Source organism: Moraxella canis, assembly GCF_034424565.1.
GTDB classification, from domain to species: domain Bacteria; phylum Pseudomonadota; class Gammaproteobacteria; order Pseudomonadales; family Moraxellaceae; genus Moraxella; species Moraxella canis.
The window spans coordinates 1,871,907-1,891,628 of sequence record NZ_CP139961.1 but is presented as its reverse complement, the minus strand read 5'-3'; the positions used below and the strand labels follow the sequence as shown (position 1 = coordinate 1,891,628).

The 19,722-nt window shown below is 52.7% G+C and carries 1 protein-coding gene; it reads right to left on the bottom strand.

Annotated features, from left to right (window positions below):
• Nucleotides 1–619 precede the first annotated feature (619 nt).
• Complete coding sequence (locus U0021_RS08530; RefSeq protein WP_327037463.1) at nt 620–19,468, bottom strand: GA-like domain-containing protein; 18,849 nt, start codon at nt 19,466–19,468, stop codon at nt 620–622.
• Nucleotides 19,469–19,722 lie beyond the last annotated feature (254 nt).

Genomic DNA, 19,722 nt, shown 5'->3' with positions numbered 1-19,722 from the left:
CGATTGCGCTTTAACCCATTATATTAAAATTAACAATCAATCAGATGCTCATATATATACATTTTGGCGATTTTCGATAGGAAAGCCAAAGTCTAACAGTGCGGTTGATGCGAAAATCACCATCATCAATCGGCTGATCTTTTAGAGTATCTCCAAGCCAACTTTGGCGCGACAATTTGCTTGCAAGAGAACAAATTAGCAAACGGTGCTTAAAAGATCTGTTGCTACGCATCACTCAAGCTTAAATCAAGATACTTTTTAGTTACTATTGGTTATATTACTTGTTTCGCTAGACAGCTAAAAGCAAATAATGATCATATTGATCAAAACAAGGCGAATAATATCATGAAACTTTTAATATTAATGGCTTTTATTATTTACATTCTTTCTTTTATTACTTATAAAATAAAGAAAGAACTAGACAGAATGAAAGTAGAGCTTAAAAGCACTCAAGCAAAACATAAACGTTGCTAACCAACTGTGATTGCCAGTTGGTTAATGCTTGACATGATATTTGCTGCAAATTAAAAACTTAATAAAAAACCGCCCATTATCCATAATGAGCGATTTTTTATTTCATCTTATTAAACTATCCCAAAAAATAACTCAATAATATTGTTTATATTACTGTAATACCTTGTTGGATATATAAGATTTCATCTCGATTGTTATCATGCGTATAAGTATCGAACTTAACACCAAACTCATCTGTAATCACTACACCTTTACGCCAAGAACCTGATTTTTCAGAATCTTTAAATAATTCTCCACTGCTAGGATTACCCAGTGTGCCATTACGACCCAAGTCAACTGTGTCGCTTTTACCACCTGTAATATATAGCTTATTTAAACTGGTATTGTCTATCAAGTCCTGCAACGTGATTTGTATCTCATTGCCACGATTCCCCAAATCAATGACTGGGTTATAAATCTTGACATCAAAAGCGTCGCGCATCTCTTTGGTGTCGATGACATCTTTAGAACCGATCACGGAATGCGTTTGAGCATTCCAATCATAAAGCTCGGCACTGTCTTGCCAGGTAGTTTTAAGGATCGCTTGATAAGCACCAGCATTAACTCCTGCACCCAAAGTTAGATTGTCCAAATTCCAACCCATAACATCAATCTCTTCGCCCACATTACCTTTGAAAGTATAGGATAGGAGTCCATCGGATAATACAACGCCTTTATTGATTATTTTATCAAAGGACAATTTCATATTAGCCAGTTGCTCGCTACCGTCTCGATCATTTGATTGCACACTAAATGACAACTGAATGGCATTGGATTTTTGAGTCTTATTGTCAATATAACCAATGTTGGTATATTGATGCGCAGTATAGTATCCGTCATTTGTTGCTCCCTCAGCTTGTTTGAATTTAGGATTAATAAAGTGGTTGTCACTGAATAAGTCGACAGCATTCTTATATAAATCAAAATTCTCAGTACTGATTTTCTTAAAAGTCCTGCCATTATCTAATGACATCTCAACAACTTGAGCACCAACTTGACCTGTTCCGTTTCCGTTAGTTCGATTATATACAAACATCTCTACAGTATAATAACCAGATTCTTGAACTAAGTAGCCATTCGACTGAGTACCATTCCACGCCTCTTTGTCTTGCACTACAACCTTACCCCCCAAATTAATTTGGAAATGATCATCAGCAAAATATCTAAACACTACTGTTTGACCTTCTTTAAGGTAAACTAAACCAGAGGTCTTTTGACCCTGACCTGATTCAACACCCGCTGAATTAATAGAATGTTTTTTGGCAAGATCGCTTAGGCTGGCATTACCTCCAGTTTTTGTTACTGTAAAATTATTAGCATTAAAATTATAGCCCGATAACTGCGGCTCTACACTCATCACTTGTTCATTTCTGACAGGCGTATCAGATCCTCGCAAGAAAGATTCAATAATGTCTTCAATCTTAGCATGATCTTTGATACCCTGACTTTCTATACGTGTGCCTTTAGGAGTGATTTGATACGCAGTCTGCCACCAACCTGTGCCTTTAGGATTAGCCTGACCTGAGCCATCATTGATTAGCTTTGAGCCTATTGTAAAGCTAGTATTCGCTTCGACTTTTGGGCTGATGTTGATATACATAGTGTTAGCTTTGTCTGCAATATTAGAACCACCATTTGAGGTGATGCCATCATCCATTACTTTAAAGGTAAATGAATCTTTACCCGAAAAGTTTTGACCACTGATATATGTCAATTGTGCTAAATCACTAGAGGCAATGACATCTCCAATACGCACAAGGGTATCAGTATGATTGAATACACCATCGCCATTTTTATCCAAGAATAACTCGCCACTAGTCACCAAAGAATCGATAGTGATACCTGTAAAGTTATTTGGATAAAAATCCATGGGATCAGTCATACCAAGAGTAAAGCTATTACGGCTAAATTGATATGCACTATCCTCTATAGTTTCCACTAATTGATCTTTTCCAACAGGTGCGCTAGACACCATATCATACATGATAGAGGTCTCTATGGGCTGTTTATCAAGCTTAACACCTGTTCGATCGCTAACATCAATGTGCGCCCAAACCTTCAGTACACCACCTTCTTGGTCAGGTAAGGCAACATTGGAAATCACAATTCTCTTAGTTTCAATCTCATCTAAACTCAATTTGCGTGAAACGATATCAGATGAACCAACTTGATAACTAATGCGATCACCAGGGCCCACATCATTGCTCAAATTAATGGTTACGCTTGTCTTGCCTTTTGAAGCTAACCATTCAGGTGAATCCAAGCGTCTATTAGCATTTTTATCTGCATCAATGGTAAGTGATATCACCTTAGGCGTATCAAGCTTACGATCATTATTAATGTCATTGACTTTAGGTATTTCAACCGTATTAATAGCATTAACTTTCTCTTGCAAGCTTTGTTTGGTCTCACCATTACTCTCAGCATTATCGGGTAGCTGCTTAAGCAAAACATTAGCACCATCGGTCGCAGCTTTAATTGCAACATTACGCTTCACTATATATAGGGTCTCATCTTGACTGATAATGCCATCACTCCACATTTTTTCAAAATGTGCTTGAGCACTTTTTTGAGCAGTTTGACCAATTGTAATATATCTCAAAATTTCATCAATTATGGCTTTTTCAAACGTATCGACGATGTCGTTGTCGTTTCGATCGTTGACGGTCGGCACCGGTTGTGACGCTAACTTGTTTAAGCGCGCTGTCAGATCGGTGGCCTGATCAAGCTCACCCAACGCATTGATGGCCTGTTGGGCAGCTTGTTTGGCTGTTTCAAGCGCTTGATTGGCGTCAACGATGGCATCGTGCTCTGCTTGGCTGACCGCATCACCGGTTTGTGCTGCTTGTTGGGCGGCTTGGGCAGCCGCTTCGGCGGCTTCAACCAACTTGGTGGCATCAGCCACCTCTTGGGTGTCGATCTTGTCGTTGTCGTTTCGATCGTTGACGGTCGGCACCGGTTGTGACGCTAACTTGTTTAAGCGCGCTGTCAGATCGGTGGCCTGATCAAGCTCACCCAACGCATTGATGGCCTGTTGGGCAGCTTGTTTGGCTGTTTCAAGCGCTTGATTGGCGTCAACGATGGCATCGTGCTCTGCTTGGCTGACCGCATCACCGGTTTGTGCTGCTTGTTGGGCGGCTTGGGCAGCCGCTTCGGCGGCTTCAACCAACTTGGTGGCATCAGCCACCTCTTGGGTGTCGATCTTGTCGTTGTCGTTTCGATCGTTGACGGTCGGCACCGGTTGTGACGCTAACTTGTTTAAGCGCGCTGTCAGATCGGTGGCCTGATCAAGCTCACCCAACGCATTGATGGCCTGTTGGGCAGCTTGTTTGGCTGTTTCAAGCGCTTGATTGGCGTCAACGATGGCATCGTGCTCTGCTTGGTTGACCGCATCACCGGTTTGTGCTGCTTGTTGGGCGGCTTGGGCAGCCGCTTCGGCGGCTTCAACCAACTTGGTGGCATCAGCCACCTCTTGGGTGTCGATCTTGTCGTTGTCGTTTCGATCGTTGACGGTCGGCACCGGTTGTGACGCTAACTTGTTTAAGCGCGCTGTCAGATCGGTGGCCTGATCAAGCTCACCCAACGCATTGATGGCCTGTTGGGCAGCTTGTTTGGCTGTTTCAAGCGCTTGATTGGCGTCAACGATGGCATCGTGCTCTGCTTGGTTGACCGCATCACCGGTTTGTGCTGCTTGTTGGGCGGCTTGGGCAGCCGCTTCGGCGGCTTCAACCAACTTGGTGGCATCAGCCACCTCTTGGGTGTCGATCTTGTCGTTGTCGTTTCGATCGTTGACGGTCGGCACCGGTTGTGACGCTAACTTGTTTAAGCGCGCTGTCAGATCGGTGGCCTGATCAAGCTCACCCAACGCATTGATGGCCTGTTGGGCAGCTTGTTTGGCTGTTTCAAGCGCTTGATTGGCGTCAACGATGGCATCGTGCTCTGCTTGGCTGACCGCATCACCGGTTTGTGCTGCTTGTTGGGCGGCTTGGGCAGCCGCTTCGGCGGCTTCAACCAACTTGGTGGCATCAGCCACCTCTTGGGTGTCGATCTTGTCGTTGTCGTTTCGATCGTTGACGGTCGGCACCGGTTGTGACGCTAACTTGTTTAAGCGCGCTGTCAGATCGGTGGCCTGATCAAGCTCACCCAACGCATTGATGGCCTGTTGGGCAGCTTGTTTGGCTGTTTCAAGCGCTTGATTGGCGTCAACGATGGCATCGTGCTCTGCTTGGCTGACCGCATCACCGGTTTGTGCTGCTTGTTGGGCGGCTTGGGCAGCCGCTTCGGCGGCTTCAACCAACTTGGTGGCATCAGCCACCTCTTGGGTGTCGATCTTGTCGTTGTCGTTTCGATCGTTGACGGTCGGCACCGGTTGTGACGCTAACTTGTTTAAGCGCGCTGTCAGATCGGTGGCCTGATCAAGCTCACCCAACGCATTGATGGCCTGTTGGGCAGCTTGTTTGGCTGTTTCAAGCGCTTGATTGGCGTCAACGATGGCATCGTGCTCTGCTTGGCTGACCGCATCACCGGTTTGTGCTGCTTGTTGGGCGGCTTGGGCAGCCGCTTCGGCGGCTTCAACCAACTTGGTGGCATCAGCCACCTCTTGGGTGTCGATCTTGTCGTTGTCGTTTCGATCGTTGACGGTCGGCACCGGTTGTGACGCTAACTTGTTTAAGCGCGCTGTCAGATCGGTGGCCTGATCAAGCTCACCCAACGCATTGATGGCCTGTTGGGCAGCTTGTTTGGCTGTTTCAAGCGCTTGATTGGCGTCAACGATGGCATCGTGCTCTGCTTGGCTGACCGCATCACCGGTTTGTGCTGCTTGTTGGGCGGCTTGGGCAGCCGCTTCGGCGGCTTCAACCAACTTGGTGGCATCAGCCACCTCTTGGGTGTCGATCTTGTCGTTGTCGTTTCGATCGTTGACGGTCGGCACCGGTTGTGACGCTAACTTGTTTAAGCGCGCTGTCAGATCGGTGGCCTGATCAAGCTCACCCAACGCATTGATGGCCTGTTGGGCAGCTTGTTTGGCTGTTTCAAGCGCTTGATTGGCGTCAACGATGGCATCGTGCTCTGCTTGGTTGACCGCATCACCGGTTTGTGCTGCTTGTTGGGCGGCTTGGGCAGCCGCTTCGGCGGCTTCAACCAACTTGGTGGCATCAGCCACCTCTTGGGTGTCGATCTTGTCGTTGTCGTTTCGATCGTTGACGGTCGGCACCGGTTGTGACGCTAACTTGTTTAAGCGCGCTGTCAGATCGGTGGCCTGATCAAGCTCACCCAACGCATTGATGGCCTGTTGGGCAGCTTGTTTGGCTGTTTCAAGCGCTTGATTGGCGTCAACGATGGCATCGTGCTCTGCTTGGCTGACCGCATCACCGGTTTGTGCTGCTTGTTGGGCGGCTTGGGCAGCCGCTTCGGCGGCTTCAACCAACTTGGTGGCATCAGCCACCTCTTGGGTGTCGATCTTGTCGTTGTCGTTTCGATCGTTGACGGTCGGCACCGGTTGTGACGCTAACTTGTTTAAGCGCGCTGTCAGATCGGTGGCCTGATCAAGCTCACCCAACGCATTGATGGCCTGTTGGGCAGCTTGTTTGGCTGTTTCAAGCGCTTGATTGGCGTCAACGATGGCATCGTGCTCTGCTTGGCTGACCGCATCACCGGTTTGTGCTGCTTGTTGGGCGGCTTGGGCAGCCGCTTCGGCGGCTTCAACCAACTTGGTGGCATCAGCCACCTCTTGGGTGTCGATCTTGTCGTTGTCGTTTCGATCGTTGACGGTCGGCACCGGTTGTGACGCTAACTTGTTTAAGCGCGCTGTCAGATCGGTGGCCTGATCAAGCTCACCCAACGCATTGATGGCCTGTTGGGCAGCTTGTTTGGCTGTTTCAAGCGCTTGATTGGCGTCAACGATGGCATCGTGCTCTGCTTGGCTGACCGCATCACCGGTTTGTGCTGCTTGTTGGGCGGCTTGGGCAGCCGCTTCGGCGGCTTCAACCAACTTGGTGGCATCAGCCACCTCTTGGGTGTCGATCTTGTCGTTGTCGTTTCGATCGTTGACGGTCGGCACCGGTTGTGACGCTAACTTGTTTAAGCGCGCTGTCAGATCGGTGGCCTGATCAAGCTCACCCAACGCATTGATGGCCTGTTGGGCAGCTTGTTTGGCTGTTTCAAGCGCTTGATTGGCGTCAACGATGGCATCGTGCTCTGCTTGGCTGACCGCATCACCGGTTTGTGCTGCTTGTTGGGCGGCTTGGGCAGCCGCTTCGGCGGCTTCAACCAACTTGGTGGCATCAGCCACCTCTTGGGTGTCGATCTTGTCGTTGTCGTTTCGATCGTTGACGGTCGGCACCGGTTGTGACGCTAACTTGTTTAAGCGCGCTGTCAGATCGGTGGCCTGATCAAGCTCACCCAACGCATTGATGGCCTGTTGGGCAGCTTGTTTGGCTGTTTCAAGCGCTTGATTGGCGTCAACGATGGCATCGTGCTCTGCTTGGCTGACCGCATCACCGGTTTGTGCTGCTTGTTGGGCGGCTTGGGCAGCCGCTTCGGCGGCTTCAACCAACTTGGTGGCATCAGCCACCTCTTGGGTGTCGATCTTGTCGTTGTCGTTTCGATCGTTGACGGTCGGCACCGGTTGTGACGCTAACTTGTTTAAGCGCGCTGTCAGATCGGTGGCCTGATCAAGCTCACCCAACGCATTGATGGCCTGTTGGGCAGCTTGTTTGGCTGTTTCAAGCGCTTGATTGGCGTCAACGATGGCATCGTGCTCTGCTTGGCTGACCGCATCACCGGTTTGTGCTGCTTGTTGGGCGGCTTGGGCAGCCGCTTCGGCGGCTTCAACCAACTTGGTGGCATCAGCCACCTCTTGGGTGTCGATCTTGTCGTTGTCGTTTCGATCGTTGACGGTCGGCACCGGTTGTGACGCTAACTTGTTTAAGCGCGCTGTCAGATCGGTGGCCTGATCAAGCTCACCCAACGCATTGATGGCCTGTTGGGCAGCTTGTTTGGCTGTTTCAAGCGCTTGATTGGCGTCAACGATGGCATCGTGCTCTGCTTGGCTGACCGCATCACCGGTTTGTGCTGCTTGTTGGGCGGCTTGGGCAGCCGCTTCGGCGGCTTCAACCAACTTGGTGGCATCAGCCACCTCTTGGGTGTCGATCTTGTCGTTGTCGTTTCGATCGTTGACGGTCGGCACCGGTTGTGACGCTAACTTGTTTAAGCGCGCTGTCAGATCGGTGGCCTGATCAAGCTCACCCAACGCATTGATGGCCTGTTGGGCAGCTTGTTTGGCTGTTTCAAGCGCTTGATTGGCGTCAACGATGGCATCGTGCTCTGCTTGGCTGACCGCATCACCGGTTTGTGCTGCTTGTTGGGCGGCTTGGGCAGCCGCTTCGGCGGCTTCAACCAACTTGGTGGCATCAGCCACCTCTTGGGTGTCGATCTTGTCGTTGTCGTTTCGATCGTTGACGGTCGGCACCGGTTGTGACGCTAACTTGTTTAAGCGCGCTGTCAGATCGGTGGCCTGATCAAGCTCACCCAACGCATTGATGGCCTGTTGGGCAGCTTGTTTGGCTGTTTCAAGCGCTTGATTGGCGTCAACGATGGCATCGTGCTCTGCTTGGTTGACCGCATCACCGGTTTGTGCTGCTTGTTGGGCGGCTTGGGCAGCCGCTTCGGCGGCTTCAACCAACTTGGTGGCATCAGCCACCTCTTGGGTGTCGATCTTGTCGTTGTCGTTTCGATCGTTGACGGTCGGCACCGGTTGTGACGCTAACTTGTTTAAGCGCGCTGTCAGATCGGTGGCCTGATCAAGCTCACCCAACGCATTGATGGCCTGTTGGGCAGCTTGTTTGGCTGTTTCAAGCGCTTGATTGGCGTCAACGATGGCATCGTGCTCTGCTTGGCTGACCGCATCACCGGTTTGTGCTGCTTGTTGGGCGGCTTGGGCAGCCGCTTCGGCGGCTTCAACCAACTTGGTGGCATCAGCCACCTCTTGGGTGTCGATCTTGTCGTTGTCGTTTCGATCGTTGACGGTCGGCACCGGTTGTGACGCTAACTTGTTTAAGCGCGCTGTCAGATCGGTGGCCTGATCAAGCTCACCCAACGCATTGATGGCCTGTTGGGCAGCTTGTTTGGCTGTTTCAAGCGCTTGATTGGCGTCAACGATGGCATCGTGCTCTGCTTGGCTGACCGCATCACCGGTTTGTGCTGCTTGTTGGGCGGCTTGGGCAGCCGCTTCGGCGGCTTCAACCAACTTGGTGGCATCAGCCACCTCTTGGGTGTCGATCTTGTCGTTGTCGTTTCGATCGTTGACGGTCGGCACCGGTTGTGACGCTAACTTGTTTAAGCGCGCTGTCAGATCGGTGGCCTGATCAAGCTCACCCAACGCATTGATGGCCTGTTGGGCAGCTTGTTTGGCTGTTTCAAGCGCTTGATTGGCGTCAACGATGGCATCGTGCTCTGCTTGGCTGACCGCATCACCGGTTTGTGCTGCTTGTTGGGCGGCTTGGGCAGCCGCTTCGGCGGCTTCAACCAACTTGGTGGCATCAGCCACCTCTTGGGTGTCGATCTTGTCGTTGTCGTTTCGATCGTTGACGGTCGGCACCGGTTGTGACGCTAACTTGTTTAAGCGCGCTGTCAGATCGGTGGCCTGATCAAGCTCACCCAACGCATTGATGGCCTGTTGGGCAGCTTGTTTGGCTGTTTCAAGCGCTTGATTGGCGTCAACGATGGCATCGTGCTCTGCTTGGCTGACCGCATCACCGGTTTGTGCTGCTTGTTGGGCGGCTTGGGCAGCCGCTTCGGCGGCTTCAACCAACTTGGTGGCATCAGCCACCTCTTGGGTGTCGATCTTGTCGTTGTCGTTTCGATCGTTGACGGTCGGCACCGGTTGTGACGCTAACTTGTTTAAGCGCGCTGTCAGATCGGTGGCCTGATCAAGCTCACCCAACGCATTGATGGCCTGTTGGGCAGCTTGTTTGGCTGTTTCAAGCGCTTGATTGGCGTCAACGATGGCATCGTGCTCTGCTTGGCTGACCGCATCACCGGTTTGTGCTGCTTGTTGGGCGGCTTGGGCAGCCGCTTCGGCGGCTTCAACCAACTTGGTGGCATCAGCCACCTCTTGGGTGTCGATCTTGTCGTTGTCGTTTCGATCGTTGACGGTCGGCACCGGTTGTGACGCTAACTTGTTTAAGCGCGCTGTCAGATCGGTGGCCTGATCAAGCTCACCCAACGCATTGATGGCCTGTTGGGCAGCTTGTTTGGCTGTTTCAAGCGCTTGATTGGCGTCAACGATGGCATCGTGCTCTGCTTGGCTGACCGCATCACCGGTTTGTGCTGCTTGTTGGGCGGCTTGGGCAGCCGCTTCGGCGGCTTCAACCAACTTGGTGGCATCAGCCACCTCTTGGGTGTCGATCTTGTCGTTGTCGTTTCGATCGTTGACGGTCGGCACCGGTTGTGACGCTAACTTGTTTAAGCGCGCTGTCAGATCGGTGGCCTGATCAAGCTCACCCAACGCATTGATGGCCTGTTGGGCAGCTTGTTTGGCTGTTTCAAGCGCTTGATTGGCGTCAACGATGGCATCGTGCTCTGCTTGGTTGACCGCATCACCGGTTTGTGCTGCTTGTTGGGCGGCTTGGGCAGCCGCTTCGGCGGCTTCAACCAACTTGGTGGCATCAGCCACCTCTTGGGTGTCGATCTTGTCGTTGTCGTTTCGATCGTTGACGGTCGGCACCGGTTGTGACGCTAACTTGTTTAAGCGCGCTGTCAGATCGGTGGCCTGATCAAGCTCACCCAACGCATTGATGGCCTGTTGGGCAGCTTGTTTGGCTGTTTCAAGCGCTTGATTGGCGTCAACGATGGCATCGTGCTCTGCTTGGCTGACCGCATCACCGGTTTGTGCTGCTTGTTGGGCGGCTTGGGCAGCCGCTTCGGCGGCTTCAACCAACTTGGTGGCATCAGCCACCTCTTGGGTGTCGATCTTGTCGTTGTCGTTTCGATCGTTGACGGTCGGCACCGGTTGTGACGCTAACTTGTTTAAGCGCGCTGTCAGATCGGTGGCCTGATCAAGCTCACCCAACGCATTGATGGCCTGTTGGGCAGCTTGTTTGGCTGTTTCAAGCGCTTGATTGGCGTCAACGATGGCATCGTGCTCTGCTTGGCTGACCGCATCACCGGTTTGTGCTGCTTGTTGGGCGGCTTGGGCAGCCGCTTCGGCGGCTTCAACCAACTTGGTGGCATCAGCCACCTCTTGGGTGTCGATCTTGTCGTTGTCGTTTCGATCGTTGACGGTCGGCACCGGTTGTGACGCTAACTTGTTTAAGCGCGCTGTCAGATCGGTGGCCTGATCAAGCTCACCCAACGCATTGATGGCCTGTTGGGCAGCTTGTTTGGCTGTTTCAAGCGCTTGATTGGCGTCAACGATGGCATCGTGCTCTGCTTGGCTGACCGCATCACCGGTTTGTGCTGCTTGTTGGGCGGCTTGGGCAGCCGCTTCGGCGGCTTCAACCAACTTGGTGGCATCAGCCACCTCTTGGGTGTCGATCTTGTCGTTGTCGTTTCGATCGTTGACGGTCGGCACCGGTTGTGACGCTAACTTGTTTAAGCGCGCTGTCAGATCGGTGGCCTGATCAAGCTCACCCAACGCATTGATGGCCTGTTGGGCAGCTTGTTTGGCTGTTTCAAGCGCTTGATTGGCGTCAACGATGGCATCGTGCTCTGCTTGGTTGACCGCATCACCGGTTTGTGCTGCTTGTTGGGCGGCTTGGGCAGCCGCTTCGGCGGCTTCAACCAACTTGGTGGCATCAGCCACCTCTTGGGTGTCGATCTTGTCGTTGTCGTTTCGATCGTTGACGGTCGGCACCGGTTGTGACGCTAACTTGTTTAAGCGCGCTGTCAGATCGGTGGCCTGATCAAGCTCACCCAACGCATTGATGGCCTGTTGGGCAGCTTGTTTGGCTGTTTCAAGCGCTTGATTGGCGTCAACGATGGCATCGTGCTCTGCTTGGTTGACCGCATCACCGGTTTGTGCTGCTTGTTGGGCGGCTTGGGCAGCCGCTTCGGCGGCTTCAACCAACTTGGTGGCATCAGCCACCTCTTGGGTGTCGATCTTGTCGTTGTCGTTTCGATCGTTGACGGTCGGCACCGGTTGTGACGCTAACTTGTTTAAGCGCGCTGTCAGATCGGTGGCCTGATCAAGCTCACCCAACGCATTGATGGCCTGTTGGGCAGCTTGTTTGGCTGTTTCAAGCGCTTGATTGGCGTCAACGATGGCATCGTGCTCTGCTTGGCTGACCGCATCACCGGTTTGTGCTGCTTGTTGGGCGGCTTGGGCAGCCGCTTCGGCGGCTTCAACCAACTTGGTGGCATCAGCCACCTCTTGGGTGTCGATCTTGTCGTTGTCGTTTCGATCGTTGACGGTCGGCACCGGTTGTGACGCTAACTTGTTTAAGCGCGCTGTCAGATCGGTGGCCTGATCAAGCTCACCCAACGCATTGATGGCCTGTTGGGCAGCTTGTTTGGCTGTTTCAAGCGCTTGATTGGCGTCAACGATGGCATCGTGCTCTGCTTGGCTGACCGCATCACCGGTTTGTGCTGCTTGTTGGGCGGCTTGGGCAGCCGCTTCGGCGGCTTCAACCAACTTGGTGGCATCAGCCACCTCTTGGGTGTCGATCTTGTCGTTGTCGTTTCGATCGTTGACGGTCGGCACCGGTTGTGACGCTAACTTGTTTAAGCGCGCTGTCAGATCGGTGGCCTGATCAAGCTCACCCAACGCATTGATGGCCTGTTGGGCAGCTTGTTTGGCTGTTTCAAGCGCTTGATTGGCGTCAACGATGGCATCGTGCTCTGCTTGGCTGACCGCATCACCGGTTTGTGCTGCTTGTTGGGCGGCTTGGGCAGCCGCTTCGGCGGCTTCAACCAACTTGGTGGCATCAGCCACCTCTTGGGTGTCGATCTTGTCGTTGTCGTTTCGATCGTTGACGGTCGGCACCGGTTGTGACGCTAACTTGTTTAAGCGCGCTGTCAGATCGGTGGCCTGATCAAGCTCACCCAACGCATTGATGGCCTGTTGGGCAGCTTGTTTGGCTGTTTCAAGCGCTTGATTGGCGTCAACGATGGCATCGTGCTCTGCTTGGCTGACCGCATCACCGGTTTGTGCTGCTTGTTGGGCGGCTTGGGCAGCCGCTTCGGCGGCTTCAACCAACTTGGTGGCATCAGCCACCTCTTGGGTGTCGATCTTGTCGTTGTCGTTTCGATCGTTGACGGTCGGCACCGGTTGTGACGCTAACTTGTTTAAGCGCGCTGTCAGATCGGTGGCCTGATCAAGCTCACCCAACGCATTGATGGCCTGTTGGGCAGCTTGTTTGGCTGTTTCAAGCGCTTGATTGGCGTCAACGATGGCATCGTGCTCTGCTTGGCTGACCGCATCACCGGTTTGTGCTGCTTGTTGGGCGGCTTGGGCAGCCGCTTCGGCGGCTTCAACCAACTTGGTGGCATCAGCCACCTCTTGGGTGTCGATCTTGTCGTTGTCGTTTCGATCGTTGACGGTCGGCACCGGTTGTGACGCTAACTTGTTTAAGCGCGCTGTCAGATCGGTGGCCTGATCAAGCTCACCCAACGCATTGATGGCCTGTTGGGCAGCTTGTTTGGCTGTTTCAAGCGCTTGATTGGCGTCAACGATGGCATCGTGCTCTGCTTGGCTGACCGCATCACCGGTTTGTGCTGCTTGTTGGGCGGCTTGGGCAGCCGCTTCGGCGGCTTCAACCAACTTGGTGGCATCAGCCACCTCTTGGGTGTCGATCTTGTCGTTGTCGTTTCGATCGTTGACGGTCGGCACCGGTTGTGACGCTAACTTGTTTAAGCGCGCTGTCAGATCGGTGGCCTGATCAAGCTCACCCAACGCATTGATGGCCTGTTGGGCAGCTTGTTTGGCTGTTTCAAGCGCTTGATTGGCGTCAACGATGGCATCGTGCTCTGCTTGGTTGACCGCATCACCGGTTTGTGCTGCTTGTTGGGCGGCTTGGGCAGCCGCTTCGGCGGCTTCAACCAACTTGGTGGCATCAGCCACCTCTTGGGTGTCGATCTTGTCGTTGTCGTTTCGATCGTTGACGGTCGGCACCGGTTGTGACGCTAACTTGTTTAAGCGCGCTGTCAGATCGGTGGCCTGATCAAGCTCACCCAACGCATTGATGGCCTGTTGGGCAGCTTGTTTGGCTGTTTCAAGCGCTTGATTGGCGTCAACGATGGCATCGTGCTCTGCTTGGTTGACCGCATCACCGGTTTGTGCTGCTTGTTGGGCGGCTTGGGCAGCCGCTTCGGCGGCTTCAACCAACTTGGTGGCATCAGCCACCTCTTGGGTGTCGATCTTGTCGTTGTCGTTTCGATCGTTGACGGTCGGCACCGGTTGTGACGCTAACTTGTTTAAGCGCGCTGTCAGATCGGTGGCCTGATCAAGCTCACCCAACGCATTGATGGCCTGTTGGGCAGCTTGTTTGGCTGTTTCAAGCGCTTGATTGGCGTCAACGATGGCATCGTGCTCTGCTTGGTTGACCGCATCACCGGTTTGTGCTGCTTGTTGGGCGGCTTGGGCAGCCGCTTCGGCGGCTTCAACCAACTTGGTGGCATCAGCCACCTCTTGGGTGTCGATCTTGTCGTTGTCGTTTCGATCGTTGACGGTCGGCACCGGTTGTGACGCTAACTTGTTTAAGCGCGCTGTCAGATCGGTGGCCTGATCAAGCTCACCCAACGCATTGATGGCCTGTTGGGCAGCTTGTTTGGCTGTTTCAAGCGCTTGATTGGCGTCAACGATGGCATCGTGCTCTGCTTGGCTGACCGCATCACCGGTTTGTGCTGCTTGTTGGGCGGCTTGGGCAGCCGCTTCGGCGGCTTCAACCAACTTGGTGGCATCAGCCACCTCTTGGGTGTCGATCTTGTCGTTGTCGTTTCGATCGTTGACGGTCGGCACCGGTTGTGACGCTAACTTGTTTAAGCGCGCTGTCAGATCGGTGGCCTGATCAAGCTCACCCAACGCATTGATGGCCTGTTGGGCAGCTTGTTTGGCTGTTTCAAGCGCTTGATTGGCGTCAACGATGGCATCGTGCTCTGCTTGGCTGACCGCATCACCGGTTTGTGCTGCTTGTTGGGCGGCTTGGGCAGCCGCTTCGGCGGCTTCAACCAACTTGGTGGCATCAGCCACCTCTTGGGTGTCGATCTTGTCGTTGTCGTTTCGATCGTTGACGGTCGGCACCGGTTGTGACGCTAACTTGTTTAAGCGCGCTGTCAGATCGGTGGCCTGATCAAGCTCACCCAACGCATTGATGGCCTGTTGGGCAGCTTGTTTGGCTGTTTCAAGCGCTTGATTGGCGTCAACGATGGCATCGTGCTCTGCTTGGCTGACCGCATCACCGGTTTGTGCTGCTTGTTGGGCGGCTTGGGCAGCCGCTTCGGCGGCTTCAACCAACTTGGTGGCATCAGCCACCTCTTGGGTGTCGATCTTGTCGTTGTCGTTTCGATCGTTGACGGTCGGCACCGGTTGTGACGCTAACTTGTTTAAGCGCGCTGTCAGATCGGTGGCCTGATCAAGCTCACCCAACGCATTGATGGCCTGTTGGGCAGCTTGTTTGGCTGTTTCAAGCGCTTGATTGGCGTCAACGATGGCATCGTGCTCTGCTTGGCTGACCGCATCACCGGTTTGTGCTGCTTGTTGGGCGGCTTGGGCAGCCGCTTCGGCGGCTTCAACCAACTTGGTGGCATCAGCCACCTCTTGGGTGTCGATCTTGTCGTTGTCGTTTCGATCGTTGACGGTCGGCACCGGTTGTGACGCTAACTTGTTTAAGCGCGCTGTCAGATCGGTGGCCTGATCAAGCTCACCCAACGCATTGATGGCCTGTTGGGCAGCTTGTTTGGCTGTTTCAAGCGCTTGATTGGCGTCAACGATGGCATCGTGCTCTGCTTGGCTGACCGCATCACCGGTTTGTGCTGCTTGTTGGGCGGCTTGGGCAGCCGCTTCGGCGGCTTCAACCAACTTGGTGGCATCAGCCACCTCTTGGGTGTCGATCTTGTCGTTGTCGTTTCGATCGTTGACGGTCGGCACCGGTTGTGACGCTAACTTGTTTAAGCGCGCTGTCAGATCGGTGGCCTGATCAAGCTCACCCAACGCATTGATGGCCTGTTGGGCAGCTTGTTTGGCTGTTTCAAGCGCTTGATTGGCGTCAACGATGGCATCGTGCTCTGCTTGGTTGACCGCATCACCGGTTTGTGCTGCTTGTTGGGCGGCTTGGGCAGCCGCTTCGGCGGCTTCAACCAACTTGGTGGCATCAGCCACCTCTTGGGTGTCGATCTTGTCGTTGTCGTTTCGATCGTTGACGGTCGGCACCGGTTGTGACGCTAACTTGTTTAAGCGCGCTGTCAGATCGGTGGCCTGATCAAGCTCACCCAACGCATTGATGGCCTGTTGGGCAGCTTGTTTGGCTGTTTCAAGCGCTTGATTGGCGTCAACGATGGCATCGTGCTCTGCTTGGCTGACCGCATCACCGGTTTGTGCTGCTTGTTGGGCGGCTTGGGCAGCCGCTTCGGCGGCTTCAACCAACTTGGTGGCATCAGCCACCTCTTGGGTGTCGATCTTGTCGTTGTCGTTTCGATCGTTGACGGTCGGCACCGGTTGTGACGCTAACTTGTTTAAGCGCGCTGTCAGATCGGTGGCCTGATCAAGCTCACCCAACGCATTGATGGCCTGTTGGGCAGCTTGTTTGGCTGTTTCAAGCGCTTGATTGGCGTCAACGATGGCATCGTGCTCTGCTTGGTTGACCGCATCACCGGTTTGTGCTGCTTGTTGGGCGGCTTGGGCAGCCGCTTCGGCGGCTTCAACCAACTTGGTGGCATCAGCCACCTCTTGGGTGTCGATCTTGTCGTTGTCGTTTCGATCGTTGACGGTCGGCACCGGTTGTGACGCTAACTTGTTTAAGCGCGCTGTCAGATCGGTGGCCTGATCAAGCTCACCCAACGCATTGATGGCCTGTTGGGCAGCTTGTTTGGCTGTTTCAAGCGCTTGATTGGCGTCAACGATGGCATCGTGCTCTGCTTGGCTGACCGCATCACCGGTTTGTGCTGCTTGTTGGGCGGCTTGGGCAGCCGCTTCGGCGGCTTCAACCAACTTGGTGGCATCAGCCACCTCTTGGGTGTCGATCTTGTCGTTGTCGTTTCGATCGTTGACGGTCGGCACCGGTTGTGACGCTAACTTGTTTAAGCGCGCTGTCAGATCGGTGGCCTGATCAAGCTCACCCAACGCATTGATGGCCTGTTGGGCAGCTTGTTTGGCTGTTTCAAGCGCTTGATTGGCGTCAACGATGGCATCGTGCTCTGCTTGGCTGACCGCATCACCGGTTTGTGCTGCTTGTTGGGCGGCTTGGGCAGCCGCTTCGGCGGCTTCAACCAACTTGGTGGCATCAGCCACCTCTTGGGTGTCGATCTTGTCGTTGTCGTTTCGATCGTTGACGGTCGGCACCGGTTGTGACGCTAACTTGTTTAAGCGCGCTGTCAGATCGGTGGCCTGATCAAGCTCACCCAACGCATTGATGGCCTGTTGGGCAGCTTGTTTGGCTGTTTCAAGCGCTTGATTGGCGTCAACGATGGCATCGTGCTCTGCTTGGTTGACCGCATCACCGGTTTGTGCTGCTTGTTGGGCGGCTTGGGCAGCCGCTTCGGCGGCTTCAACCAACTTGGTGGCATCAGCCACCTCTTGGGTGTCGATCTTGTCGTTGTCGTTTCGATCGTTGACGGTCGGCACCGGTTGTGACGCTAACTTGTTTAAGCGCGCTGTCAGATCGGTGGCCTGATCAAGCTCACCCAACGCATTGATGGCCTGTTGGGCAGCTTGTTTGGCTGTTTCAAGCGCTTGATTGGCGTCAACGATGGCATCGTGCTCTGCTTGGTTGACCGCATCACCGGTTTGTGCTGCTTGTTGGGCGGCTTGGGCAGCCGCTTCGGCGGCTTCAACCAACTTGGTGGCATCAGCCACCTCTTGGGTGTCGATCTTGTCGTTGTCGTTTCGATCGTTGACGGTCGGCACCGGTTGTGACGCTAACTTGTTTAAGCGCGCTGTCAGATCGGTGGCCTGATCAAGCTCACCCAACGCATTGATGGCCTGTTGGGCAGCTTGTTTGGCTGTTTCAAGCGCTTGATTGGCGTCAACGATGGCATCGTGCTCTGCTTGGCTGACCGCATCACCGGTTTGTGCTGCTTGTTGGGCGGCTTGGGCAGCCGCTTCGGCGGCTTCAACCAACTTGGTGGCATCAGCCACCTCTTGGGTGTCGATCTTGTCGTTGTCGTTTCGATCGTTGACGGTCGGCACCGGTTGTGACGCTAACTTGTTTAAGCGCGCTGTCAGATCGGTGGCCTGATCAAGCTCACCCAACGCATTGATGGCCTGTTGGGCAGCTTGTTTGGCTGTTTCAAGCGCTTGATTGGCGTCAACGATGGCATCGTGCTCTGCTTGGCTGACCGCATCACCGGTTTGTGCTGCTTGTTGGGCGGCTTGGGCAGCCGCTTCGGCGGCTTCAACCAACTTGGTGGCATCAGCCACCTCTTGGGTGTCGATCTTGTCGTTGTCGTTTCGATCGTTGACGGTCGGCACCGGTTGTGACGCTAACTTGTTTAAGCGCGCTGTCAGATCGGTGGCCTGATCAAGCTCACCCAACGCATTGATGGCCTGTTGGGCAGCTTGTTTGGCTGTTTCAAGCGCTTGATTGGCGTCAACGATGGCATCGTGCTCTGCTTGGCTGACCGCATCACCGGTTTGTGCTGCTTGTTGGGCGGCTTGGGCAGCCGCTTCGGCGGCTTCAACCAACTTGGTGGCATCAGCCACCTCTTGGGTGTCGATCTTGTCGTTGTCGTTTCGATCGTTGACGGTCGGCACCGGTTGTGACGCTAACTTGTTTAAGCGCGCTGTCAGATCGGTGGCCTGATCAAGCTCACCCAACGCATTGATGGCCTGTTGGGCAGCTTGTTTGGCTGTTTCAAGCGCTTGATTGGCGTCAACGATGGCATCGTGCTCTGCTTGGCTGACCGCATCACCGGTTTGTGCTGCTTGTTGGGCGGCTTGGGCAGCCGCTTCGGCGGCTTCAACCAACTTGGTGGCATCAGCCACCTCTTGGGTGTCGATCTTGTCGTTGTCGTTTCGATCGTTGACGGTCGGTAACTCAGTTGCCAAGCCATCAAGCTGCTCTTGTAAGTTGGCTTTTTCATTTACATTCGCAATATTATCAATCTGTTTCTGAGCAATCTTAATATTTTGGTCAAGTTCAGATTTTAAGGCATCCAATTGTGCTTTTTCAGCTGGAGTAATCGCGCCATCTTCCCCTATGGCTTTAGCAATCTCAGCATCCAATTTCTGCTTAGCTTGCTTGGCTGTTTGTAGCGATTTTTCGGCTTCGATCAGATCTTGATTATTCTCAGTATAATTTTTGTTATCTTTAGAGCCACTATTGTTAGAAGCAGCGCCAATCACTCTTGCTGTCGCCAGCCCAGCCAACCAAGGCAAAGCGCCTCGCCCTGCTTGACCAGCCTCAATCCACCATGGAGCCACTAAGCTATCATCGCCTAGAATTTGACCTTCTATATCATTTAATTCAAGACGCGTAACAAAATCAGCCACTTCTCCACTTTCAGAAATGTAGTAATGGTAGTCGCCACTTTCTGCCAAACCGATCAAAGCGCTATCAAGATTATTGTAGAAATCTTCAATGATTAAATCAGCTTCGTCAGCATTATTCTCAAAGCTGATATGCAAGTCCTGCCCAACGCGTTTTGTAAGGATGCGCTCAGGACCACGACCTGTCGCTTGATCGATCAATTCATAATTGACCTTATTGGATGCTTGAATAACGGTTGGTGAGCCGTCTTGGGTAATGATTGTATATTCAGCAACGGTTTGGGTAGCAGTATTTAGTTTTAAAGAAATTGTTTTCATAATTTTTTCACTATATTACATCTAAATAAAATTAAAATATTTACAAAAATCGCATCATAAGTCCAAATATCATTGCAACAAAATGATATTGTATTACAAGACAAATTTTTCATGTGATCATGAGTTTAACTAGATAAATTCAAACATGATAATTTAATTATTAAATTTAAATATTAAATTTTAATAATTAGACTTGTGCTATTATTACTCGCCATAATACTAACCTTGATTGGATTTTGCAAGTTTAATCGTGA

What these genes read in the sequence shown, in the direction of transcription:
- U0021_RS08530 (WP_327037463.1), bottom strand. Translation starts at nt 19,468, where the DNA reads ATGAAAACAATTTCTTTAAAACTAAATACTGCTACCCAAACCGTTGCT.